This is a genomic window from Aeromonas sp. CA23, assembly GCF_002587065.1.
Classification (GTDB): domain Bacteria; phylum Pseudomonadota; class Gammaproteobacteria; order Enterobacterales; family Aeromonadaceae; genus Aeromonas; species Aeromonas bestiarum.
On record NZ_CP023818.1, the window covers coordinates 3,841,336 to 3,865,489 of the forward strand.

At 62.9% G+C, this 24,154-nt stretch carries 18 protein-coding genes and 1 pseudogene; 14 read left to right on the top strand and 5 right to left on the bottom strand.

The window, feature by feature from the left end; translation table 11 throughout:
* Window positions 1-28 precede the first annotated feature (28 nt).
* The 8 genes from CK910_RS17815 (at window position 29) to CK910_RS17850 (ending at window position 10,956) form a co-directional block, all read left to right on the top strand.
* A complete protein-coding gene (locus CK910_RS17815; protein ID WP_098984191.1) occupies window positions 29-1,630 on the top strand; it encodes a carboxyl transferase domain-containing protein in 1,602 nt (533 codons plus the stop codon).
* Window positions 1,631-1,640: 10 nt separating this feature from the next.
* On the top strand, window positions 1,641-2,480 hold the full coding sequence (locus tag CK910_RS17820; RefSeq protein ID WP_098984192.1) for an enoyl-CoA hydratase-related protein: 840 nt from the start codon (window positions 1,641-1,643) through the stop codon (window positions 2,478-2,480).
* Complete coding sequence (locus CK910_RS17825; protein ID WP_098984193.1) at window positions 2,477-4,441, top strand: acetyl/propionyl/methylcrotonyl-CoA carboxylase subunit alpha; 1,965 nt, start codon at window positions 2,477-2,479, stop codon at window positions 4,439-4,441. Before CK910_RS17820 ends, CK910_RS17825 begins: the two co-directional genes overlap by 4 nt.
* Window positions 4,442-4,455: 14 nt before the next feature.
* Window positions 4,456-5,400: a hydroxymethylglutaryl-CoA lyase gene (locus tag CK910_RS17830; RefSeq protein ID WP_098984194.1), complete on the top strand. Its 945-nt coding sequence runs from the start codon at window positions 4,456-4,458 to the stop codon at window positions 5,398-5,400.
* Between the two features lie 74 nt (window positions 5,401-5,474).
* On the top strand, window positions 5,475-5,885 hold the full coding sequence (locus CK910_RS17835; RefSeq protein ID WP_043555852.1) for a MerR family transcriptional regulator: 411 nt from the start codon (window positions 5,475-5,477) through the stop codon (window positions 5,883-5,885).
* Between the two features lie 37 nt (window positions 5,886-5,922).
* Window positions 5,923-6,684, top strand: a complete 762-nt coding sequence (locus tag CK910_RS17840) for a substrate-binding periplasmic protein (RefSeq protein WP_098984195.1) — start codon at window positions 5,923-5,925, stop codon at window positions 6,682-6,684.
* A 48-nt stretch (window positions 6,685-6,732) separates the two neighbouring features.
* The gene (locus tag CK910_RS17845; RefSeq protein WP_098985153.1) at window positions 6,733-9,624 is read left to right on the top strand and encodes a DUF748 domain-containing protein; all 2,892 of its coding nucleotides are present in this window, start codon (window positions 6,733-6,735) and stop codon (window positions 9,622-9,624) included.
* Between the two features lie 735 nt (window positions 9,625-10,359).
* Window positions 10,360-10,956: an acetate uptake transporter gene (locus CK910_RS17850; RefSeq protein WP_043136288.1), complete on the top strand. Its 597-nt coding sequence runs from the start codon at window positions 10,360-10,362 to the stop codon at window positions 10,954-10,956.
* Between the two features lie 85 nt (window positions 10,957-11,041).
* On the opposite strand, the pseudogene CK910_RS17855 reads toward CK910_RS17850, so the two are convergent.
* Both CK910_RS17855 and CK910_RS17860 read right to left on the bottom strand, forming a co-directional pair.
* A pseudogene (locus CK910_RS17855) lies at window positions 11,042-11,850 on the bottom strand (zinc-dependent peptidase).
* Between the two features lie 18 nt (window positions 11,851-11,868).
* Window positions 11,869-12,306: a GNAT family N-acetyltransferase gene (locus tag CK910_RS17860; RefSeq protein WP_098984196.1), complete on the bottom strand. Its 438-nt coding sequence runs from the start codon at window positions 12,304-12,306 to the stop codon at window positions 11,869-11,871.
* 302 nt (window positions 12,307-12,608) lie between these two features.
* Between CK910_RS17860 and CK910_RS17865 the strand changes: the two genes are divergently transcribed.
* Window positions 12,609-14,102, top strand: a complete 1,494-nt coding sequence (locus CK910_RS17865) for an alanine/glycine:cation symporter family protein (RefSeq protein ID WP_098984197.1) — start codon at window positions 12,609-12,611, stop codon at window positions 14,100-14,102.
* A gap of 75 nt (window positions 14,103-14,177) precedes the next feature.
* On the opposite strand, the gene CK910_RS17870 is transcribed toward CK910_RS17865, so the two are convergent.
* Window positions 14,178-14,984 carry a crotonase/enoyl-CoA hydratase family protein gene (locus CK910_RS17870; protein ID WP_098984198.1) on the bottom strand — a complete coding sequence of 269 codons (807 nt, stop codon included), beginning with the start codon at window positions 14,982-14,984 and terminating at the stop codon, window positions 14,178-14,180.
* A gap of 187 nt (window positions 14,985-15,171) precedes the next feature.
* On the opposite strand from CK910_RS17870, the gene CK910_RS17875 reads away from it, so the two are divergent.
* The 5 genes from CK910_RS17875 to CK910_RS17895 all read left to right on the top strand — a co-directional run bounded on the left by CK910_RS17875 (window position 15,172) and on the right by CK910_RS17895 (window position 21,420).
* Window positions 15,172-16,959 carry a putative nucleotidyltransferase substrate binding domain-containing protein gene (locus CK910_RS17875; RefSeq protein WP_098984199.1) on the top strand — a complete coding sequence of 596 codons (1,788 nt, stop codon included), beginning with the start codon at window positions 15,172-15,174 and terminating at the stop codon, window positions 16,957-16,959.
* Between the two features lie 2 nt (window positions 16,960-16,961).
* Complete coding sequence (locus CK910_RS17880; protein ID WP_098984200.1) at window positions 16,962-17,588, top strand: 3'-5' exonuclease; 627 nt, start codon at window positions 16,962-16,964, stop codon at window positions 17,586-17,588.
* Window positions 17,589-17,697: 109 nt separating this feature from the next.
* Window positions 17,698-18,009 (top strand): DUF485 domain-containing protein, encoded by a 312-nt coding sequence (locus CK910_RS17885; protein ID WP_043136310.1) that lies wholly within the window; start codon window positions 17,698-17,700, stop codon window positions 18,007-18,009.
* Window positions 18,006-19,661, top strand: a complete 1,656-nt coding sequence (locus CK910_RS17890) for a cation acetate symporter (protein WP_098984201.1) — start codon at window positions 18,006-18,008, stop codon at window positions 19,659-19,661. Before CK910_RS17885 ends, CK910_RS17890 begins: the two co-directional genes overlap by 4 nt.
* A gap of 166 nt (window positions 19,662-19,827) precedes the next feature.
* On the top strand, window positions 19,828-21,420 hold the full coding sequence (locus CK910_RS17895) for an ABC-F family ATPase (RefSeq protein WP_043555498.1): 1,593 nt from the start codon (window positions 19,828-19,830) through the stop codon (window positions 21,418-21,420).
* Between the two features lie 199 nt (window positions 21,421-21,619).
* On the opposite strand, the gene ppiD is transcribed toward CK910_RS17895, so the two are convergent.
* A complete protein-coding gene (ppiD, locus tag CK910_RS17900; protein ID WP_043555497.1) occupies window positions 21,620-23,533 on the bottom strand; it encodes a peptidylprolyl isomerase in 1,914 nt (637 codons plus the stop codon).
* A 152-nt stretch (window positions 23,534-23,685) separates the two neighbouring features.
* Entirely contained in the window at window positions 23,686-23,958 is a 273-nt protein-coding gene (gene hupB, locus CK910_RS17905; RefSeq protein ID WP_005315375.1) for a nucleoid-associated protein HU-beta, read from the bottom strand.
* Window positions 23,959-24,154: the final 196 nt, after the last annotated feature.

A 24,154-nucleotide genomic window follows, 5' to 3' on the forward strand; every position in this document is an offset into this window, starting at 1 on the left:
GTAGCAGCGCACTGACGGGGGAAGACGCATGAGCCGGATCCACTCCCGCCTCGACACGGCGAGCCCCGAATTTGCCGAGAGCCGCTCGGCCATGCTGGCACTGGTCGAGGATCTCAATGCCCGTCTCGACGAGATAGCCCAGGGCGGCGGCGAGGCCAACAACGCCCGCCATCAGGCCCGTGGCAAGCTGCTGCCCCGCGAGCGCATCAATCAGCTGCTGGACCCGGGCTCCCCCTTTCTCGAACTCTCTGCACTGGCCGCCTGGCAGGTCTATGACGAGCCTGTGCCCGCCGCCGGCATCATCACTGGGCTCGGCCAGATTGCGGGCAGGCTCTGCCTGCTGGTGGTGAACGATGCCACCGTCAAGGGGGGCACCTACTACCCGCTCACGGTGAAAAAGCACCTGCGCGCCCAGGCCATCGCCGAGCGGCTGCGCCTGCCCTGCCTCTATCTGGTGGATTCCGGCGGCGCCTTCCTGCCCATGCAGGATGAGGTGTTTCCCGACCGGGAGCACTTCGGTCGCATCTTCTACAACCAGGCCCGCATGTCGGCCCGGAACATCCCCCAGCTGGCGGTGGTGATGGGGCTGTGCACCGCAGGCGGCGCCTATGTGCCCGCCATGGCGGACGAATCCATCATGGTCAAGAACCAGGCCACCATCTTTCTGGCGGGGCCGCCGCTGGTCAAGGCGGCCACGGGCGAGGAGATCAGCGCCGAGGCCCTCGGCGGCGGCGAGGTGCACTGCTCCCACTCAGGCGTGGCGGATCACCTGGCCAGGGACGATGCCCATGCGCTGGCCATAGCCCGCACGTTAGTTGGCAATCTGGGAGACCACACCACTCCATCCACTTCAGCCTACGACGCCCCCTGTTATCCGATAGAAGATCTCTACGGTCTGGTGGGTACCAGCCTCAAGCGCGCCTATGACGCCCGCGAGCTCATCGCCCGCCTGGTGGACGGCTCCGCGTTTGACGAATTCAAGGCACTGTTTGGCACCACGCTGGTCACCGGCTTCGCCCGGATCGAGGGCATGCAGGTGGGGATCCTCGCCAACAATGGCGTGCTGCACAGCGACAGCGCCCAGAAAGGCGCCCACTTTATCCAGCTCTGCAACAGGCGCTCCATTCCCCTGCTGTTCCTGCAAAACATCACCGGCTTTATGGTAGGCAGTGCAGCCGAGCGGGAAGGCATTGCCAAGCATGGCGCCAAGCTGGTCACCGCCGTGGCCTGCAGCCGGGTGCCCAAAATCACCCTCATCGTCGGCGGCAGCTTCGGTGCCGGCAACTACGGCATGTGCGGCCGCGCCTATGAGCCCGACTTTCTGTTCAGCTGGCCCAACAGCCGCATCTCTGTGATGGGGGGCGAGCAGGCCGCCGGTGTGCTGGTGCAGGTGCGCCGCGACAAGCTGGCCGCCGAGGGCAAGCCATTGAGCGAGCAGGAAGCCGACGCCATCCGCGCGCCCGTGATCGCCCAGTACGAACGGCAGGGTCATCCCTACTACGCCAGCGCCAGGCTGTGGGATGATGGCGTCATAGATCCAGCCCAGAGCCGCACCGTACTGGCGCTGGCTCTGGCCGCTTGTCAGGGGGCCGAGACAGGCCCGGAACAGTACGGCATCTTCCGGATGTAAGGAGTTCGACATGTCCGATCCACTTTTCAGCGGCGCCCAGCAAGGATTTCGCCTGGAGCGTCACGGTCCGCTGGCCGAGCTGGTGCTCTCGCGCCCCGCCTGCCACAACGCCTTCGATGCCGACCTCATGCTGGGGCTGCTCGATTGCCTCGACGATCTGGCCCATCTCCACGGTCACTCCCTCGCCGAGCGGCCTCATGCCCTCTTGCTGCGGGCTGAGGGCAGGCACTTTTGCGCCGGCGCCGATCTCAACTGGATGCGCAATCTGGCCCACGCCGATTTCGAGCACAACCGGGAAGATGCCCGGGTGCTGGCGCGGCTGATGCAGACCCTGGACGAGCTGCCCTTCCCCACGGTGGCGCTGGTGCAGGGCGCGGCCTATGGCGGGGCGCTCGGCCTTGTCTGCGCCTGCGATCTGGTGCTGGCGAGCGAGGATGCCCGCTTCTGTCTCTCCGAGGTGAGTCTGGGGCTGGTGCCTGCGGTGATCAGCCCCTATGTGGTGCGCGCCATGGGCATGCGCCAGGCGCGCCGCTACATGCTGAGCGCCGAACCCTTCGATGCCATCACCGCCTGTCGGCTCAATGTGGCGCACCAGCTGGCCAAGCCGGAGCAGTTGCTGGCCGAAGGGCGCGCGCTGGCCCTGCGCCTGTGTCGCAACGGCCCGGAGGCGATGAAGGAGACCAAGCGGCTGCTGGCCGCCATCGAGAGCCACACCGCCAGCCTGCACGAAGAGAAAACCGTCGAGACCATAGCCAGGGTGCGGGTCGGACTCGAGGCCCAGGAGGGCATGCAGGCCTTCTTCGATAAACGTCCCCCCGCCTGGCGCCCCCGTTTCAAGGATGAAGCATGACCCAAGATCACCCCATCAAGCGCCTGCTGATTGCCAATAGAGGCGAAATCGCCGTGCGCATCATCAAGACGGCCCGGCGCCTCGGCATCCACACCATAGCCCTCTACTCGGACGCCGATGCCTGCGCCATGCATGTGCGGGAGGCCGACGAAGCCTGGCATCTGGGGCCGGCTCCCGCACGGGAGAGCTACCTCGACGCCGCCAAGGTATTGCGCATCGCCCAGCAGGCCAAGGCCGACGCCATCCACCCCGGTTACGGCTTCTTGTCGGAGAACAGCGACTTTGCCACCGCCTGCGAACAGCGTAGCCTGCGCTTCATAGGTCCGAGCGGCGCCGCCATTCTCGCCATGGGCGACAAGTCGGGGGCCAAGGCGTTGATGCTGGCGGCCGGCGTGCCCGTGCTGCCCGGCTATCACGACGCGGATCAACGCCCCGAATGGCTGCGCGAGCAGGCCTTGCTGACCGGCTTCCCGCTCCTTATCAAGGCCGCCAGCGGCGGCGGTGGCAAGGGGATGCGCCGGGTCGATCGGATCGAGGAATTCGACGCTGCGCTGGCGGCGGTAAAACGCGAGGCGCAGGCCGCCTTCGGGGATGATCATGTGCTGCTTGAGCGCTATCTGGCCCGCGCCCGCCACGTGGAGGTGCAGGTGTTTGCCGATAGTCTGGGCAACGCCATCTACCTGGGGGACCGAGACTGCTCCTTGCAGCGCCGCCACCAGAAGGTGATCGAAGAGGCCCCCGCGCCGAACATAGCGCCTGGCCTGCGCCGCGCCATGGGCGAGGCGGCCGTCGCGGCGGCCAGGGCCATCGACTATCGGGGGGCCGGCACCATAGAGTTTCTGCTGTGCGGGAATGAGTTCTTCTTCATGGAGATGAACACCCGCCTGCAGGTGGAGCACCCGGTCACCGAGGCCGTCACCGGTCAGGATCTGGTGGCCTGGCAGTTGGCGGTGGCCGAAGGCAAGCCGCTGCCGCTCATCCAGGAGGAGGTGGTGCTGCGTGGCCACGCGGTGGAGGCGCGCCTCTACGCCGAGGATGTGGGGGCCGGTTTCCTGCCCGCCAGCGGTCCCATCCAGTGGCTCAGCTGGCCCAAGGGGGTGCGCATCGATACCGGCGTCGCCGCCGGTGATGAGGTGAGCCCCTATTACGATCCCATGATCGCCAAGCTGATCGCCCACGGCCAGAGCCGCGCCGAGGCCTTTGCCAGCCTGGCCGATGAGCTGGCGGCGCTGGAGCTGGGCCCCCTGGTACACAACGGGGCGCTGCTGCTGCGCCTGTGTCAGGAGCCGGACGTGCTGGCCATGCGCCATCACACCCAGTGGCCCATCCCCACCGAGCCGCAAGCCATCCCTGAGCTGGCCTGGCCGCTGGCCACCCTCTGGCTCGCCAGCCGCAGTGCCGACGCCTCCCCCTGGCAACAGGCGCGCGGCTTTCGCTTGGGGGCCGGCAGGCACTGGACGGCGGCGGTGCGCATCGGCGAGGAGGCCCGGGTGCTGACCCTGTCCGAGCGCGCCGGCACGCTGACGTGGCAGGGGGGATCGCTCCCCTGCGAGCTGGGCGCCGATCATATCCGCCTGCAGCAGGCAGGGCGCTGGCAGCGCTACCCCGTCAAGACGCTGACCGCCACCGAGTGCGTGTTGCTGCTCGATGGTCAGCGCATCCGCTTCTGCGCCGATGATCAGCACCATCAGCTGCATCATGATCAGGACACAGGCACCGCACAGGGCGCAACGGCCCCCATGCACGGCATAGTCGTGGCGCTGCTGGTCGAGACCGGCCAGCGCGTCAGCAAGGGCCAACCCCTGCTGGTGCTGGAGGCGATGAAGATGGAGCACGTCTTGAAAGCCGACCGGGATGGGGTGATCGAGACCCTGCAATGCAAACAGGGGGAACAGGTGAGTCAGGGGGTAATACTGGTGCGCTTTGCCGATGCCGTGGATCAACAAGAGAGCGGGTCATGAAGAGAGAATCAGGAATGCAGGATGACAAGGTGAGCCTGGTGGAGATGGGCCCGCGCGACGGCCTGCAAAACGAGGCCAGTACCCTGCCGCTCGTCCAGCGGCTGGAGCTTGTTCAACGCCTCGCCGAGAGCGGCCTGCAGCGCATCGAGGTGGGGGCCTTCGTCTCCCCCAAAAAAGTGCCGCAGATGGCGGACTCCGCCGAACTTTTCAAGGTCCTGCCGCGCAAGGGACCGACCCGCTATGGCGCCCTGGTGCCCAACCTGCAGGGCTTGCAGGCGGCCATTGCCGCCCGCGCCGACGAAATTGGCCTCTTCACCGCCTGCTCCGATGGCTTTACCCGCGCCAACATCGGCATCGGCGTGGAGGAGTCTCTGATACGCTTCGCCCCCCTGGTGCTGGAGGCACGCCGCCTCGGCATCAAGGTCCGCGGTTATCTCTCCACCGTCATTGCCTGCCCGTTCGACGGCCCTACCCGCCCGAAACGGGTCGCGGCCATGGCCGAGCGGCTGCTGGATCTCGGCTGTCACGAGATCTCCCTGGGCGACACCATAGGGGTCGGCACCCCTGGCACTGTGGCGCCCATGCTGGATGCTGTGCTGCACGAGATCCCGGCGGGCCGGCTCGCGGTACACTTTCACGACACCTATGGCCAGGGGCTGGCCAACCTGCTGCCGGCGCTGGAGCGCGGCATCCGCACCATAGACTGCTCTGTGGCCGGGCTGGGCGGTTGCCCCTATGCGCCGGGGGCCTCCGGCAACGTCGCCTCGGAAGAGGTGGTCTATCTGCTGCACGGCCTTGGCATGAGCACAGGGGTGAGTCTCGATAAATTGGCCGCCACCGGCCAGTGGGTGAGCGAGCAGCTCGGTCGCCCCAACGGCTCGCGAGTCGGCCAGGCCCTGCACGCCAACGCCCTGCGGCTTCGCGCCGCGCTGTCAATGGAAGCACATCATGATCTCTGATCCCCCGCCAGGCGGGCCCGGCCTCCCAGAGCCCAAGCGACTGCAGACCCGATTTGCCACAGGAGCGCACCATGATGCCTGATCCCCTGCCCGGCAAGGAGATCACCTACAGCATCTCCGAGCTGGCCCACGAGTTTGATATCACGCCGCGCACCATCCGCTACTACGAGGATGAAGGCTTGATCACCCCGACCCGAGAGGGCCAGACCCGCATCTACAGCCACAAGGACAAGATCCGGCTCAAGTTGACCCTGCGCGGCAAGCGGCTCGGCTTCAGCCTGGCGGAGATCCGCGAGCTGTTCGACATGTATGACACGGACAGATCGAGCAAGACCCAGCTGCACTCCATGATCCAGCTCATCGACGCCAAGCGCCAATCCCTGCGCCAGCAGCTGGAAGACATCCAGATGGTGATGGCGGAGCTGGAAGCCGCCGAGCAGCGCTGTGCAAATTCCCTCAACAGCTTGAAAACCAGCGCAGATTAACCGAATCTGGGATCATCTCACCGCCCTGGTGCCCCCCATGAAACGCTGGTGCTGCTGGTTGTTATTGCTCTGCTCCACGGCATGGAGCCACCCACTGATCAAGGTCGGGGGCTACCCTTATGCCCCCTTCGTGGTCAAGGAGGGTGACAACAGCTATCGCGGGCTGACCCTGGATCTCATCGCCGAACTCAACGAGATCCAACGGGACGTGCGCTTCGTGTTCGTGCCCACCTCGGCCTCCCATCGCTACCAGGCGCTGGCGCTCGGTCGCTTCTCCCTCATGCTGTTCGAGGACATCCGCTGGGACTGGAACGCGGATCAGGTACGCATGACCCGGCCCCTGCTGCTGGGCGGCGAGATCTATGTTGCGCTCAAGGCACCGGGCCGGGATCAATCCTTCTTCGAGCACCTGGAGCAGCGTCGGCTGATCGGCGTCACCGGCTATCACTACGGGGTCGCCGATTTCAATGCCACCCCGGCGGAGCTGAAGCAGCGTTTTGACATCACCCTGGTCAAGGACAACATCAGTGCCCTGCAGGGAGTGTTCAAGGGGCGCGGCGAGGTGGCCATGCTCAACCTCTCCTACCTGAACCAGTTCAGCAAACAGTATCCGCAGCAGGCCGCCCGCCTGCTGCGATCGGACAAATGGGATCAGCAATACGAACTCAGGGCGCTGCTCAGTCCGACGGCCAGCGTCTCGGCCAGCCAGCTGGAAGCCTGGCTGGCCGCGTTGCAGAGCAGTGGAAGACTGACACGCCTTTGGACAAAGTACGGCGTACAGCATCAAGCGGCACCATGATCATCGCCTGAGATTTTGGTACCCTATGCGCATCAATTGGAGACCTTCATGCCCAAGCCCCTGCGTGCCCGCCTGCTGCGCTACGTCCTTTACTCTTGCGCCGTATTGCTCATCTCCCTGTTCATCCTGTTATGGCAAGCCCCCACCCTCACCCAGCGCCACCTGCCGGGCTGGCTGGCCAAGCATTATGGTCTGAACCTGACTCTGGGGGAGATAAGCGTCGGCCTGCGTCACCCCTCCCTCACCATAGGTCCCTCGGCACTGCTCGATGAAAAACAGCAACCCATCATCGCCTTCGAGCAGTTGCAGGTTATCCCCGCACTTGGCGAAAGCTGGCGCCAGAAGGCCATCATACTGAGCGACGCCAGCCTCACCCGGCCGGCGGTGCAGCTTGTTCGGCTCCCGGACGACAAGGGGGCCATCCGCTTCAACCTGACCGAGGCCCTGGCCCGTTTGCTGGTCCCCACACAGACGCCCGAACCGGCCGGCGGCGAACCGCCCCTGGCACAGATAACCAGGCTGGCCGCCACCGGGGGCCATCTCCGCTATCAGGACAGTCGCAAGAGCAGCAGCCCGGGCTGGGTACCGCCACTCACCCTGAGCGGGCTCGAATTACAGTTGCCGGATTTCACCACGGCGCCGGCCCACGCCAACCAGTTTCAGTTGAGCGCCAGCCTCAACCAGCGCAGCCCGCTCAAGGCCAATGGCCAGCTCGATATCATGACGGGGGCAGGCAAGGGCCGGATCAGCCTGGGCAAACTGGCGCTCTCGCCCTTCGCACCGCTCTGGGCCTCCTATCTCAGGGTCAATCTGGTGAAGGGCGAGGCCAGTGCCGAGCTGGATTACCGGCTCACGCCGGGCAAGCAGGGGCTGGATTGGCAGCTCGCCAAGGGCAAGCTGACCCTGAATGACTGGCAGCTCAAGCAGAGCAAGGGGGGCGAGTTTGCCCGCTTCAAGCAGCTGGCGCTGGCAGGCATTGCCATGGATGGCGGCAAGCAGTCGATCCAGATCGACAAGATAGCGCTCAAGGCACCGGCCGTCAGCGCGGTACTCGATGCCAACCAGCAGCTGGATCTGGCGACCCTGCTGATCCCGCAGGCCGCCGCCAAGCCGGCGGGCAAGCAAGCGGATAACGGCAAACCCTGGCGCTGGAACCTCAAGCAGACCCGCATCGAACAGGGCGAACTCAAGCTGACCGAGTCGAGCAGCGGCAAGCCGCAACTGCGGGAACTCTCCGGGCTGAACCTCACCCTGGGCACCCTGAGCAGCCAGGCAGGCCAGCGCAGCCCGCTCACCCTCAATGCCACCCTCAACACCCAGAGTACGCTGGGGTTTGACGGCGCCCTCACCCTCACCCCCTTCGCCCTCGACGGGGATATCAAGCAGGCAGGGCTGCCCCTCAAGTGGGCCCAGCCTTACCTCCAGGATCTGTTGCGCATCAGCGTGCGCGATGGCCTGCTCGCCAGTCGCACCAAGCTGGCCATCGCCACCGATGCCAAGGGGGCACTGAGCCGGCTCGACGTCACGGGCGGGCTCGACATCGAGCGTCTCAATGTGCTGGATCGGGCCGACAACCAGCGTCTGCTGCAGATAGATCACCTGCAATTGAGCGGACTGCACTATGACGGCATCAGCCAACAGGTGAAGATTCGCGACATCTTGCTGCGCAAGCCCTTTGCCCGCATCGAGATCGACGAGGACAGGGTGACCAACGTCCAGCAACTGCTGCTGCCGCAAGCCGCCAGTACCAAGCCGGCCAGCGGGCCCGCCCCCCGCATCACCATAGATCAGATCCGCACCGAGCAGGGCAACCTGCGCTTTGCCGATCGCAGCCTGAGCCCGGAGTTCGTGGTGGACATCGCCTCCCTCAGCGGCCAGAGCCGCCATATCAGCAACATTCCCGGCCAGCGTTCGGATCTCGCCTTCAACGGCAAGGTTGACCGCTATGCCCCCGTGACCATTCGCGGCGGCACCAACCTGCTGATCGAGCAGCCGGTGCTGGACGTGGCCGTCACCTTCAGCAACCTGGAGCTCACCACCTTCACCCCCTACTCCAGCACCTATGCGGGCTACGCCATCGACAAGGGCCAGCTATCCATGAAGCTGAACTACAAGCTGCAGGGCAACCGGCTTGAGGGGGACAACGACATCACCATCAAGAAGCTGCAACTGGGGGAGAAGATCAAGAGCGAGCAGGCCAAGGATCTGCCGCTGGGGCTGGCCATCGCCCTGCTCAGCGACGCCAACGGCGTCATCCAGATGAACCTCAAGGTGAAGGGCAATCTGGATCAGCCGGACTTCAGCCTGGGCAACATCTTCTGGGATGTGCTGAGCAACACCCTGAGCAAGGCCATCACCTCCCCCTTCTCCCTGCTGGCCTCCCTGGCGGGCGGCACCGAAGATCTGGACGAACTGCCCTTTCTGCCCGGTGAGCCGGATCTCACCCCCACCCAGCAGGAGAAGCTGGCCAAGCTGGCACAGGCCCTCAAGGAGAGGCCCAAGCTCAGCATGAACATTCGTGGCAAGGTCAACTTCAACGAGGAGCGCCCCATCTTGCAGCGCCAGAAGCTGGAGCGGGCACTGGCCAAGATCACGGGTGCACCGGTCGATCTCGCCCTGCTGGAGCAGGATCCCGCCCTGCAAGCGGCGCTGGCCGAGGCCTATGAGGCGCGCTTCAACGAGGATCTTGGGGATCTGGCCGATCGGCTGAAACTGGATGAGTCGAGCCCGGCCCTGCGCACCCAGGCGGAGATCCTGCTGCGGGATCAGCAGCTGATCACCGCCAAGTCCCTGCGCAACCTCGCCATGCGCCGCGCCCAAAACACCAAAGAGTATCTGGTAGATACCCAGGGGATAGCGCCGGAGCGGCTGTTCGTGCTCGACAGCCAGGTCAAGGAGACAGACAAGGATGCCAAGGTCGTCCTGACCCTGGATGATTGACCAACAGCGGGGGGCCGAGAGGGGTCCCCCCTTGCTCACCATGCCTGTTCCCGTTGTATTTTTGCATCGCCCCGCCTTGCCCACGGCGACCATTCCCCCCAAGCGCCACCATATGGCGGTGCTTGGGGGCGGCGTGATGGGGGCCAGGCTGCTGGCGCCGGTGCGACGATCCGTGCCCTCTTCCCCGGATGCTCCTCTCCCGTTAGCCCGTTAGCCCGTTAGCCCGTTAGCCCGTTAGCCCGTTAGCCCGTTAGCCCGTTAGCCCGTTAGCCCGTTAGCCATCATGCTCTCCCTTCTCCGCGACCCTGCCAAACCAGCTTGCTCCAACATAAGCCGAGATCTGTCCCAGCCTCATATGGTAGTGGCACACTCTTGTCTGATGGCATATGAGGCTATTTATCGAACTGCAGAGCACTGCTCAGGCAATAAAAAGAGGGACAAGGCGCGGCAGTCAAACATGCCCACGCCCTATGTTGCTTACTTTCACAAAGCGCGCTTTTAATACAAAAAATCAACCTTGTCGGCGCGATTCATTCACTTGCCATCTACCTGAATGGCACGAATGGTCCATGGGGTAAAATTTCGTGTAGTTTTTTTACCATTTCGGTCCATGGGGTAAAATTTCGTGTAGTTTTTTTACCATTTCTGCGGTTCCCCCTCTTGCTCGGGGCCAAGAGCCTGCCTAAAATCGCGCGTCTTTTATCAACCCCCACCTCTATTTTTGGAGAACGCCACGTGAGCGAAAAATTGGCCAACCCTGCCCCTCTGGGTCTGATGGGTTTCGGTATGACCACCATTCTGCTGAACATACATAACGCAGGTTTCTTCCCCATCAGCGCCATGATCCTGGCCATGGGCCTGTGCTATGGCGGTCTGGCCCAGATCATCGCCGGTATCATGGAGTTCAAGCGTGGCAACACCTTCGGTGTCACCGCCTTCATCTCCTACGGCACCTTCTGGTGGAGCCTGGTGTTCCTGCTGGTGATGCCGACCATGGGTCTGGCCGAAGCCACTCCCCACGCCTACATGGGCTGGTACCTGCTGATGTGGGGCATGTTCACCCTGTTCATGCTGGTTGGCACCGTCAACTACCCGCGCGTGAAGCAGTTCGTGTTCGCCTCCCTGACAGTGCTGTTCTTCCTGCTGGCCGCCCGTGACTTCACCGGCAGCACCCTGATCGGCACCATCGCCGGTTTCGAAGGCATCATCTGCGGCGCCAGCGCCATCTACCTGGCCATGGCCACAGTGATCAACGAGCAATTTGGCCGCACCGTGCTGCCAATTGGCGATCACAAGAAAGCCGCCGCCGTGCAGCTCAAGGCCGCCGCGTAAGCGCAGCCCCAGGCCCTCGCGCCCATGCAAAAAGGCACCCTCAGGGGTGCCTTTTGTTTATCTGCCGTTGGCAAGCCAGGGTGCGTCAACCCTGCAGTTCAGGCTCCCCTGCCAGCAAGCGGGTGGCCGGAAAACGCGTCGCCGGCTGCTGGCCGAAGAAAAGCACGAACTGCTCATACACGGCGGGATAGGTGTCACGCAGGCGCAGCGGATCGGTAAAGAAACTCTCGCTGCACACCGCAAAGAACTCGGCCGGGTGCTCGGCCGCATAAGGGTCGATGGCGGTCACCTCATGGCGGGCCAGCTGGGCATTCATGGCATCGAATGCCCCCTGCAACGCCTGGGTCCACTGGCGCGGATCCATGCCTGCCGGCAGTGGCGGCGCACCGTCGGCCTCCCCCCCAGCATGTCGAGCTTGTGGGCCAGTTCGTGGATCACCAGGTTGAAGCCGTCCCAATCCCCATCCTGCTGCAGCTCGCTCCAGGCCAGCACCAGCGGCCCCTGCGGCCAGGACTCCCCGGCGTTCTCCTCTTCCCACTCGCTCACCAGACCGAACTCATCCTGCACCTCCTGACGACGGGTCACCGGCTCGGGGATCAGGATGATTTCGTGAAAACCGCGATACCAGTCGAGCCCCAGATGCAAAATGGGCAGCACGGCCTGCAGGGCCAGCACCGCCTGCTGACGAGGGGTGAGCTCGACGCCAATCTGGGTGAGCGTCTTGCGAGCCAGAAACTGCTGCGCCAGCGCAACCAGCCGCAGCTGATCGCTGTGGGTAAATCCTTGCAAAATGGGCACGGCGGCCAGCGCCTGCTGCCACTCCAACGCACCCGGGGCATTCTCTTCCTGCCGGGATGCACCACCAAACAGACTCCATAACCTGGACCAGAACACATGGACTCCTCTTGCTGATCAGAATGATTTCACGAACCGTTTCGGGCGTTCAAGATAGCCCTGTGCCAGATAGAAGCGATGGGCCCCCTCACGCTTGAGACTGCTGGAGAGCTCCAGCTGGCTGCAACCCTGCGCCAAAGCGCTGGCTTCTGCCGCCGCCAGCAAGGCGGCCCCCACACCCGCCCCCCTTGCACCTTCATCGACGACCAGCGCCGAGATCAGGCCCCAGTCTGGGGCAACATGCAAGGGCCGCAGGCGGTGCCACACCAGCACGCCCGCCACCTCATCCCCATCACAGGCAAGCAGCACCTCGCTAGCCGGATCCTGCCTGCCCCAGCGCTCTCCCACCTCGGCCGGGCTGGCCGGATAGCCGAGCTGCCCGAACAGCTGCGCCATGGCCTCGGCATCCGCCTGCCCGGCGGGCCGGATCTGCCACCCGTCTCTTTCCATCTTCATCTTTGGCCTCCATTTTGCTCTGTCTCAGCCACCCCAATCCATCCAGGAGCAAATGGCGATGATAAAGGGGTTGCGCCGTATCGTGTCCAGTCAAATTGACCATTTGTTAATGTCAATTCACAAATTAACAAGCCGACAACATATTTCACTGGGAAGCCCATGAACAAATGGATATGTTAAAACCCGCGGACTTGGCAGTTGAACATTCCGCACACCATTGAGTGGCCCCCTTGGTCACTCACTATTTTAAGGGAGCGGGGCGCAGACCCCGCCAAGACAGCACGACAAAGGAGTTGTTGTACATGAATGAGATCGTCAATGCCATCAATGGGGTGATTTGGAGCCCAGCGCTCATCTTTCTGTGTCTGGGGGTAGGCCTCTACTTCTCCCTGCGCAGCCGCTTCCTGCAACTGCGTCACATCAAGGAGATGATCCGGCTGATGTTTGATGGCAAGAGCACGGATGCCGGCGTCTCCTCCTTCCAGGCGCTGGCCATGACGCTGGCCGGCCGGGTCGGTACCGGCAACATCGCCGGGGTCGCCACCGCCATCACCTTCGGTGGCCCGGGTGCCCTGTTCTGGATGTGGATGGTCGCCTTCCTCGGCGCCAGCTCCGCCTTCGTGGAGTCCACCCTGGGTCAGGTCTACAAGGAGAAGATCAACGGCGAATACCGCGGTGGCCCGGCCTTCTACATAGAGAAAGGGCTCGGCATGAAGTGGTATGCCTGGACCTTCGCCATCTCCACCATCTTCGCCTGCGGCGTGCTGATGCCGGGGGTGCAGGCCAACTCCATCGGCTCCAGCCTGCAGACCGCCTTTGATATCGATCCGAACGTCACCGCCGCCGGTCTGGCGCTGCTGCTCGGCTTCATCATCTTCGGCGGAGTGAAGCGGATCGCCAGCTTCGCCAGCACAGTGGTGCCCTTCATGGCGCTGGGCTACATCATCGTCGCCTGCGTCATCATAGCCCTCAACATCACGGCCCTGCCGGGCGTGATCCTGCTGATCTGGAAGAGTGCCTTCGGCTTTGATGCCGGTTTTGGCGCCATTTTGGGTCTGGCCATCATGTGGGGGGTCAAGCGTGGGGTCTACTCTAACGAAGCAGGTCAAGGTACCGGGCCGCACGCCTCCTCCGCCGCTGCGGTGAGCCACCCGGCCAAGCAGGGTCTGGTACAGGCGTTCTCCGTCTATATCGATACCCTGTTCGTCTGCTCTGCCACCGGCTTCATGCTGCTCATTACCGGGCTTTATAACGTGCAGGGACCGGATGGTGCCGCCCTCTACACGGGGATCGCCGGCATAGCCGCAGGGCCTGGTTATGTGCAGACCGCCATGGAGAGCATGATGCCCGGCTTTGGCAGCATGTTCGTGGCCATAGCGCTGTTCTTCTTCGCGTTCACCACAATCGTCGCTTACTACTACATAGCCGAGACCAACATCGCCTACATCAATCGCAAGGTGAACCGTCCCTGGCTGACCTTCATGCTCAAGTTGACGCTGATGGCCTCCACCGTCTACGGCACCGTCAAGACCGCCGATCTGGCCTGGGGTCTGGGTGATATCGGGGTCGGCCTGATGGCCTGGCTCAACATCATCGCCATCCTGCTGCTGCAAAAGACTGCCTTCGCCTGCCTGCGGGATTATGAAGCCCAGCAGGCCAAGGGGTTGGATCCCGTGTTCCACCCGGAAAAACTCGGCATCAAGAACGCCGATTACTGGATGGGCCACCGCTCCGAAGACAACCTGGAACAGGAGAAGGCCGGCCACCCGTTCGAGCCGGATCGCAAGATCTCCTGAACGCAATGCCCAGTAAAAATGGCAGCCTCGGCTGCCATTTTCATTTGTTCTGCATCAGTCTGGGGTACGGGCCGCTCAGAGCGCGTTGCGCCTGGGTCCGAATGGCAAGCGCCAGCGAAACAGGCTGTTGAGGGTGGCGCGCCACTGATTGGGCCGCCCCAGGATCTGTCTCTGCAAACGGGTCTCTTCCTTGAGCATCACCTCATCGCTGCGAGCCCAGGCCTGATGGTAGAGCTGCTTGATCCCCGCCAGCGCGTCCGGCGACTTGGTGATGAGGGTCTTCGCAAACTCCCGCGCCTGGGCCAGCGGATCCTCGCAGACCCGGCTCACCAGCCCGAGGGATCTCGCCTCCAGCGCATCGCATTCACGCCCGCTCATGGCCAGCTCCATGGCCGTGTCCACCCCCATCAGGTTGCGCAGGGTGACGCTGCCGCTCATGTCGGGGATGATGCCCCACTTGATCTCCATCACCGAGAAGCGGCAATCCGGGGTGCTGAACCTAAAATCGGCCCCCAGCGCAATTTGCAGGCCGCCACCGAAACAGACCCCCTGGGTCACCGCAATCACGGGCACCGGCAGCTGATGCCAGCCGTAAGCCACCCGCTGGGCCAGGTTGGTCGCCTCATCCGCCTCGCGCTTGAGGATGTCGAGCGCCGCCACCGGCTGCTTGAGCATGGATTTCACATCCAGTCCGGCGCAGAAGGCGCGCCCCTCACCGTGCAGGATCACGGCCCGCAACCCCTTGTGCTGCGCGAGCTGCGTCAGCGTCTCGTCGATGGCGCCGAACATGCTTCTATCCAGCGCATTGAGCTTGTCCCCCCGCGCCAGCATCACTTCGGCGATGCCGTCCCGGATCTCGCACTTGACCCTTGGTTTTTCCATCTCCCTTGTCCTCTCCTTGATCCCTGTTATTGACTCACTGGTCATACCACCACGTTATCAGAGTGTTATCGCCAGGTACAGCGAGCGCATATGTTTCCCGTTGCAGATGCCGCGTGCGACTAAAGTCGGCTGGCTCAGACGCTACCGCTTTGTCAGACTCACCAGACGCCACCGGCCAAGGATTGCCATGACCACCCTGTTCAACTTTGCCCGCCCGCCGTTTGACAGCCTGAGCGCCGAGGAACGCCAGCGACTCGCACAGAGCCTCTCCATCTGCTATTTCCGCGCGGGCCAGGTGGTGCTCAACGCCGGTGATGTCCCGCCCGGCCTCTACCTCGTCATCAAGGGGGCGGTGGAGGAGTCGGCACCTCACCACCACTTCGGTGACTACGGGGTCGATGATCTGTTCGACGTACGCGCCCAGTTTGACGGCCGCTGTCGCCACAGCTTCACGGCACTGGAAGATACCCTCTGCCAGCTGATCCCCCGCCACACCTTTCTGGCCCTCTGCGAGCAGGCGCCGACGCTGGCCAGCTACTTCACCGCCAATCTGGTCGAGCGGCAACAGCAGCAGGAGCAACGGGAACAGCTGGGCCAGAAGAATCTGGCGGAATTTATCCTGACCCGCATCGAACCCGGCCATCTGCAGGCGCCGCTCGTCGTCGAAAACCGCCTCAGCCTGCTGGCGGCCACCGAGGCCATGGTGGCCAAGGGCACCGACTGCCTGCTCTACCCGGCGCCGGATGGCAGCCTGACCCTGGCGACCCGCAAGACACTGCTGCACGCCCTCACCCTGAAGGGACTGCCGCTGACTGCGCCACTCGCCGTGCTGACCCCGACACAGCTGATTGGCCTGCCGCTGGGCAGTTACCTGTTCGATGCCCTGTTATTGATGACCCGTCATCGCATCAAGCGGCTGGTCATCTGGCAACAAGGCGAGGTGGCGGGCATATTGCAACTGACCCAGGTGCTGGGGCTCTTTTCCACCCACTCCCACGTGCTGACCCTGCGCATCGCCCGAGCAGACTCCCAGCCCGCGCTGGAGGCGGTGGCCCGCGAGCAGCAACAGCTGACTCGATCCCTGTTTGGCCAGGGGATCCACACCGCCTTCCTGATGCGGCTCATCGCCACAATCAACGAACAGTTGATCGCCAAGGCCTTTGCCCTGGTGATCCCGCCCGAGGTGCAGGACAAGGTGTGTCTGCTGATGCTGGGCTCGGAGGGGCGCGGCGAGCAGATCCAGAAAACCGATCAGGACAATGCCCTGATCCTGCCCGCCGGCCTGCACTGGCCGAATCAGCAGGCGGACTTGGCCGCCTTCAGCGCCCTGCTGGCGCGGCTCGGTTATCCGCCCTGCCCCGGCCAGGTGATGGTCAACAACCCGAGCTGGGTGAAAGAGGTCAACGAGTGGCAACAGGAGATTGAGCGGGCCTGCGTCAACGCGGGCGAGGCCGACCTGCTCTGGCTCGCCACCCTGGCCGATGCCCACCCCATCGCCGGGGATCGCGGTCTGCTGCCTCCCGTCGCCCGCAAGCTGCGGGAGCAACTGGCCGATCGGCAGGATCTGCTGGCGGAGATGGTGCGGCCGGCGGTGGCCTTTCATGCGCCGCTGACCCTGTTTGGCCGGCTGGAGCGGGCGCCGGACGGGCTTGATCTCAAGCGGGGCGGCCTCTTCCCGCTGGTGCACGGCATCCGCATGCTGGCGCTGGAGGCGACCATTCTGGAGACCTCGACCCTGGGGCGCATCGAGGCGCTGGTGGCGTGCGATCGGCTCAGCGCCAGCTATGGCGCCAACCTGGCGGAGGCGTTCCGGCTCTTTATCCGCTTGCGCTTGCGCAGCCAGCTCAAGGGAGGCGACAGCCGGGTGCAGGTAAGCGAGCTCAGCCACGGCGAGCGGGATCTGCTGCGCCAAGCGCTGCATCAGGTGAAGAAATTCCAGCAGTGGCTCACCTTGCACTTTCGTCTGAGACAATAGGCATGTGGAACCACTGGCGACGCCGTTGGCTTGGTCGCGCCTTCCGTGAGGGAGAGTTCGCCCCGCTCTTCACCGCACCGCCGGGCGATGAGCGGATCGCCCTCGATTTCGAGACCACCAGCCTGGATCCCGAGCGGGCGGAGATAGTCTCCATCGGCGCCGTGCGCATCCAGGGCAACCGGCTGCTGACCGGAGAGGCGCTCACCCTCAAGGTGCAGCCACCCGCCAGTCTGAGCGCGCAATCCGTGGTGATCCACGGCCTGCGCCATCAGGATCTGCAACAGGGATTGACGCTGGAAGCCGCGCTGCGCCTGCTGCTCGACTTTATCGGCCCGCGCGAACTGGTGGGCTATCACATCGCCTACGACCTGCGCATTCTCAACCTGGCCTGCCAGAGACTATGGGGGCTGACCCTGCCCCAGCGGGGCATAGAGGTGAGCCGCCTCTATCACGACAACCTCTATCGGCGCTATCCCGACGCCGCCATCGACTTGCATCTGGCCGCCATCTGCCAGCACCTGGCATTGCCTCCCCTGCCCGTCCACGACGCCCTGAGTGACGCCATCACGGCCGCCCTCATCTACCTGCGCCTGACCCAAGGCGGGCCACTGGCTTATCCCAAAGTCTAATTGCCCACCAATAACATTTAATTCACATTTCACTTACATGAGCAGGTCTGCTGCTCGGTAGGGACCTCCCTTCATCCACCGCTGACACTCAATGTCATGGAGAACTGCAATGGAACAGCAACCTTATCTTCGGATCCAGCAAGATCCCAACTTCCAGGAGCTGATCGCCAAGCGTCAGCGCTTCGCCTGGACCCTCTCCATCCTGATGTTGGGGCTCTACCTGGCCTTCATCATGCTCATCGCCTTTGCCCCCGGCTGGCTCGGCACCCCCTTGAGCCAGGGCTCCACCATCACCCGTGGCATCCCGGTCGGGGTGGGGCTGATCCTCGCCTCCTTCGTGCTGACCGGCATCTACGTGTTTCGGGCCAACGGCGAGTTTGACGAGTTGAACCAGAAGATCCTCAAGGGAGTGCAATCATGAAAGGCAAGTCTCTGCTGTTGCTGGCTACGCTGGCCTCTTCCCCCCTGCTGGCGGCCGACGCGCTGACCGGTGAAGTCCATCGCCAACCCCTCAACATCTCGGCCATCGTCATGTTCGTGATCTTCGTGGCGGGCACCCTGTTCATCACCTACTGGGCCTCCAAGCGCAACCGCTCGGCCTCCGACTACTATGCCGCTGGCGGTCGCATCACCGGCTTCCAGAACGGGCTGGCCATCGCCGGCGACTACATGTCCGCCGCCTCCTTCCTCGGCATCTCGGCCCTGGTCTACACCTCGGGCTACGATGGCCTCATCTACTCCATCGGCTTCCTGGTGGGTTGGCCCATCATACTGTTCCTGATCGCGGAGCGGCTGCGCAACCTCGGCAAATATACCTTTGCCGACGTGGCCTCCTACCGTCTCAAGCAGACCGAGGTGCGCACCCTCTCCGCCAGCGGCTCCCTGGTGGTGGTAGCGCTCTACCTGATCGCCCAGATGGTGGGGGCAGGCAAGCTCATCGAGCTGCTGTTCGGCCTGCAATACCACGTCGCCGTGGTGCTGGTCGGCATACTGATGGTGCTCTACGTGCTGTTTGGCGGCATGCTGGCCACCACCTGGGTGCAGATCATCAAGGCGGTGATGCTGCTCTCCGGTGCCAGCTTCATGGCCATCATGGTGATGAAGTCCGTCAACTTCGACATAGGCGCCCTGTTCAGCGAGGCGGTCAAGGTGCATGAGAAAGGCATCGCCATCATGAGCCCGGGCGGTCTGGTGGCCGATCCCATCTCCGCCATCTCGCTCGGTCTGGCCCTGATGTTCGGCACCGCCGGCCTGCCCCACATACTGATGCGCTTCTTCACCGTGAGCGATGCCAAGGAAGCGCGCAAGAGCGTGTTCTACGCCACCGGCTTCATCGGTTACTTCTACATACTGACCTTCATCATCGGCTTTGGCGCCATCCTGCTGGTCAGCACCAACCCGGCCTTCAAGGATGCCACCGGCGCCCTGCTGGGTGGCACCAACATGGCGGCCATTCACCTGGCCGATGCGGTCGGCGGCAGCCTGTTCCTCGGCTTCATCTCGGCCGTCGCCTTCGCCACCATACTGGCGGTGGTCTCCGGCCTGACGCTGGCGGGCGCCTCGGCGGTTTCCCACGACCTCTACGCCAGCGTCATCAAGAAGGGCAAGGCCAACGAAACCGACGAGCTGCGCGTCTCCAAGTACACCACAGTGGTGCTGGGAGTGGTCGCCATTGGTCTGGGGATCCTGTTCGAGAAGCAGAACATCGCCTTCATGGTGGGCCTGGCCTTCTCCATCGCGGCCAGCTGCAACTTCCCGGTGCTCTTCCTCTCCATGTTCTGGTCCCGTCTGACCACCCGCGGCGCCGTCTACGGTGGCTGGCTCGGGCTGGTCAGTGCGGTCAGCCTGATGATCCTGGGCCCGACCGTGTGGGTGAAGGTGCTGGGCCATGCCCAGGCCATCTTCCCCTACGAGTACCCTGCCCTCTTCTCCATGGCAGTGGCCTTCATCGGGATCTGGCTGTTCTCGGTCACCGACAAGTCGCAGAATGCGGCCGACGAGCACGCCAAGTTCCTGCCCCAGTTCGTCCGCTCACAAACCGGGCTGGGCGCCTCCAGCGCCACCGCCCACTAAGCGCGGATCCTCTTTTGCAAGCCGGCCCTGTGCCGGCTTTTTTCATGGTCGCCCATCATGAGCGACAAGCCATGCGCAATGGGGGCGGATCACAGTTCTTGCTAAAACTTTCGGGGGATCTGTGCCATAATGCGCGCCATTTGGCAGACAACCCGGGACACATCCTTTGTTAAGCAGCAACAATATCACCATGCAATTCGGCGCCAAGCCGCTGTTCGAGAACATCAACGTCAAGTTTGGCGGCGGCAACCGCTATGGCCTGATTGGCGCCAACGGCTGTGGCAAGTCCACCTTCATGAAGATCCTCGGTGGCGACCTTGAGCCCACTGGCGGTAATGTGAGCCTGGACGTCAATGAGCGCATCGGTAAGCTGCGCCAGGATCAGTTCGCCTACGAAGAGATGCGCGTGCTGGACGTGGTTATGATGGGCCACAACGAGCTGTGGGCTGCCATCGCCGAGCGCGATGCCATCTACGCCAACCTGGAAGCCACCGACGACGACTACATGAAAGCCGCCGAGCTGGAAGGCCTGGTCGCCGAGTATGACGGTTACACCGCCGAGGCCCGCGCAGGCGAGCTGCTGCTGGGTGCCGGCATTCCCATCGAGCTGCACAACGGCCCCATGAGCGAAGTGGCGCCGGGCTGGAAGCTGCGGGTGCTGCTGGCACAGGCGCTGTTCTCCAACCCCGACATCCTGCTGCTGGACGAACCGACCAACAACCTGGACATCAACACCATCCGCTGGCTGGAGCAGGTGCTCAACGATCGTGAAAGTACCATGATCATCATCTCTCACGACCGTCACTTCCTGAACTCCGTCTGCACCCACATGGCGGATCTGGACTACGGCGAGCTGCGCGTCTACCCGGGCAACTACGACGACTACATGACGGCGGCCACCCAGGCCCGCGAGCGTCTGATCTCCGACAACGCCAAGAAGAAGGCCCAGATCGCCGATCTGCAATCCTTCGTCTCCCGTTTCAGCGCCAACGCCTCCAAGTCGAGCCAGGCTACCTCCCGCCTCAAGCAGATCGACAAGATCAAGATCGAGGAAGTGAAGGTCTCCAGCCGTCAGAACCCCTTCATCCGCTTCGAGCAGGAGAAGAAGCTCTACCGCAACATCCTGGAAGTGGAAGGTGTTGCCAAGGGCTATGGTGAGGCGCCCCTGTTCAAGGGCCTGAGCATGATGCTGGAAGTGGGCGAGAAGGTCGCCATTCTGGGTACCAACGGCATAGGTAAATCCACCCTGATCAAGACCCTCATGGGCGAGCTGGCACCGGACAGCGGCACCATCAAGTGGTCCGAAAACGCCCAAATCGGCTACTACGCCCAGGATCACGCCGAGGACTTCGACACAGATCTCAACGTGTTCGACTGGATGGCCCAGTGGAAACAGGCCAACGAAGACGAGCAGGCGGTGCGCTCTGTGCTCGGTCGTCTGCTGTTCACCCAGGACGACATCAAGAAGCCGGTCAAGGTACTCTCCGGTGGCGAGCAGGGTCGCATGCTGTTCGGCAAGCTGATGATGCAGCGTCCCAACATCCTGATCATGGATGAGCCGACCAACCACCTGGACATGGAATCCATCGAATCCTTGAACCTGGCGCTGGAGATGTATCAGGGGACCCTGATCTTCGTCTCCCACGACCGTGAGTTCGTGTCGTCCCTGGCGACCCGCATCATGGAGCTGACCGAGAACGGCATCCGCGACTTCGGCGGTACCTACGAGGATTACCTGCGTACTCAGGGCGTGGTATAAGCCTCGCCAGCCAAGGCACTTGAATAGAAAAAACCGGCAAGCGATTGCCGGTTTTTTTATGGCCGGGATAGTCCCCTGCTGACGATCAAGCTTGCTCTGCACTGCAACGCAGCCAGCATAACGGCCCCAGCACCAATCCTGCAGATAAAAAAACGGCCCCATCACGGGGCCGTTTTCAATGGGTTGCAACCGGTCGGGTTTATTCGACTGTGGCTTCCACATCGGTGAAGTACTCGATCTTGGCGGCTTTGCGCAGCTCGTCGATCAGCGACTTGTAGCTCACCTGAGCCTTGCCTTGGCCAAGCTGGCCTTGCAGCAAGCTGACCATCTGGGATGGCTCCTTGGTCACGTTGACCTTGTCCAGGGCCACCACGACGCGATCGCCATTGGCTTCGGTCACCAGCTCGACGCTCGGCTTGCCATCCTGCGGATGAGGCATGCGGAACGCCTGGGCCAGCAGGTTCTGATCCATCTCCTGAGTGAAGCGGGCGACGCCCTTGTGCGTCTCCACCTTCAGACCCAGTGCAGTCAGATCGGCCTGGATGTTCTCACCGGCCTTCAGCTTGTCCAGCAGACCCTGCGCCTTGCCACGGGCCACTTCACTGGCCTTGTCGTGCTTGATGGCAGCAATCACCTGCTCCTTGATCTCCGCCAGCGGTTTGGCCGCTTTCGGTTGATGGCCTGTGATGTGCATGACCAGGGCCTTGCCATCCGCCAACTCGATCACGTCGGAGTTGGTGTTGTCATCGCGCAGCTGCTCGGAGAAGGCAGTGGACAGCGCCTTGGGATCATTGAGCGGTGCCGGCGCATCGGCCTGACTGAAGTAGTCAGAGGAGATGACCTTCAGACCCATGGCATCGGCGGTCAAGTCCAGCGAATCCGGGTTCTCGAAGCTGCTGTCGGCCATCTTCTGCTGCTCGGCAAAGAACAGCTCCTTGGCCTTGTCAGCTTGCAGACGGCTGATGGTCTCCGCTTTCACATCGGCAAACGGCTTGGTCTGGGCCGGTTCAACCCCCAGCAGCTTGATGACGTGGAAGCCGAACGGGCTCTTCACCACGGTGGAGAGATCGCCCGCCTTGGCCAGCGCGAAGGCCGCCTTTTCGAATGCCGGATCCATCACCCCTTTCTCGAACCAGTCGAGCTCGCCGCCCTTCTTGGCGGAGAAGGTGTCGGAAGAGTTGGCCTTGGCCAGCGCGGCAAAATCATCGCCCCCCTTGGCCTGTGCCAGCAGGGCGTCAGCCTTCTGCTCGGCCGCCTTCTCGTCCTTGCCAAACGGGATCAGGATATGCGCCACGTGACGACGCTCGGCACGCTGGAACAGGTCCTGGTGCTGATCGTAGTAATCCTGGGCATCCTGCTCGGTGACCTTGATATCCTTGCCGAGGGTGGCGGCATCCAGCAGCAGATAGTCGACCTTGACCTTCTCGTCGTTCATGAAACGGGCGCTGTTGGTCTTGTAGTATTGATCCACTTCCTCATCGGAGACTTGAACATCCCCCATGTAGGCGGCGGCAGCCAGACGCACCAGGCGCAGATCCCGGGTCTGGTTGTAGATCCGGTCGAGCTGCTCGGCTTCACCCTTGAGTGCAAATTCGGAGCCCAGCAAGGCGCCCATCAGCTGCTGACGCACCATGTCCTGGCGCAGGGAGTCACGGAACATCTCGGGGGTCATGCCGGCACGACGAATGAGCTGCAGGTAGCGGTCATTGTTGAATTTGCCATCTTCGGCAAACTCCGGCATGGCGACGATGGCCTGCTTGATCTGCTCGTCGCTGACGCGCAGACCCAGCTCGCGGGCCTTGCTGTCAAACAGGGCCTGATCGATCAGCCGGTCCAGCACACCGCGGCGGAACTGCTTCATGTAATCGGGATTGGCGGCCAACTGGCTGAAAGACTCCCCCATTTGGGATTCCATGCGGGCCCGCTCGTTGCGATAGGCATTTTCCAGCGCAGCCGAGCTGATCTCATTGCCGTTGACGGTGGCGGGGGCGGTACGTGCCGGGCCATTGAGGTAGCTACCTACACCGGCCAAGGCAAAGGAGAGGATGATCAGGCCCAAGATAACCTTGGCTACCTTGCCCTGCGCCCCTTCGCGTAGTTTATCCAACATCATGTTTGTACTTATGCTCCCGAACTCGATGGGCGTAAATAATGAAAAGGCGCACCGATTGCGATGCGCCTTGGTCAATCAGTATGAGGGAGAGCCCTCTCACTTGTCTGGTCTGCGACCAAGGACGGTGGCCGATGTGATATCAGCGCCCGGACTTAGTTGACAGCGTCTTTCAGGGCCTTACCGGCTTTGAAGGCAGGAACTTTACCAGCGGCGATTTCGATGGTCGCGCCAGTTTGCGGGTTACGGCCAGAACGGGCAGCACGCTCGCGCACGGCGAAAGTACCGAAACCCACCAGAGCAACCTGGTCACCCTCTTTCAGGGCTTCACCAACGGCGTCAATGAAAGCATCCAGCGCACGGCCAGCAGCGGCTTTGGAGATATCAGCACCGTCTGCAATCTTGTCAATCAGTTGAGATTTATTCACTCTTATATTCCCCTTTTATCGAACATCGCTGCGGCGCCGATTTCCCTGGCCACAACAAGTGGAGGTTTTATAGCAAGCCTCCTGATCAGTTGCAAGTGACAATCTAGCGCAAACCCGCGCCACATCACGCATTGCGACTCATCATGAGTACCCGATCGGTGGTCAAGGCTACTTCCGTTACCCGGCGCATGCAAGC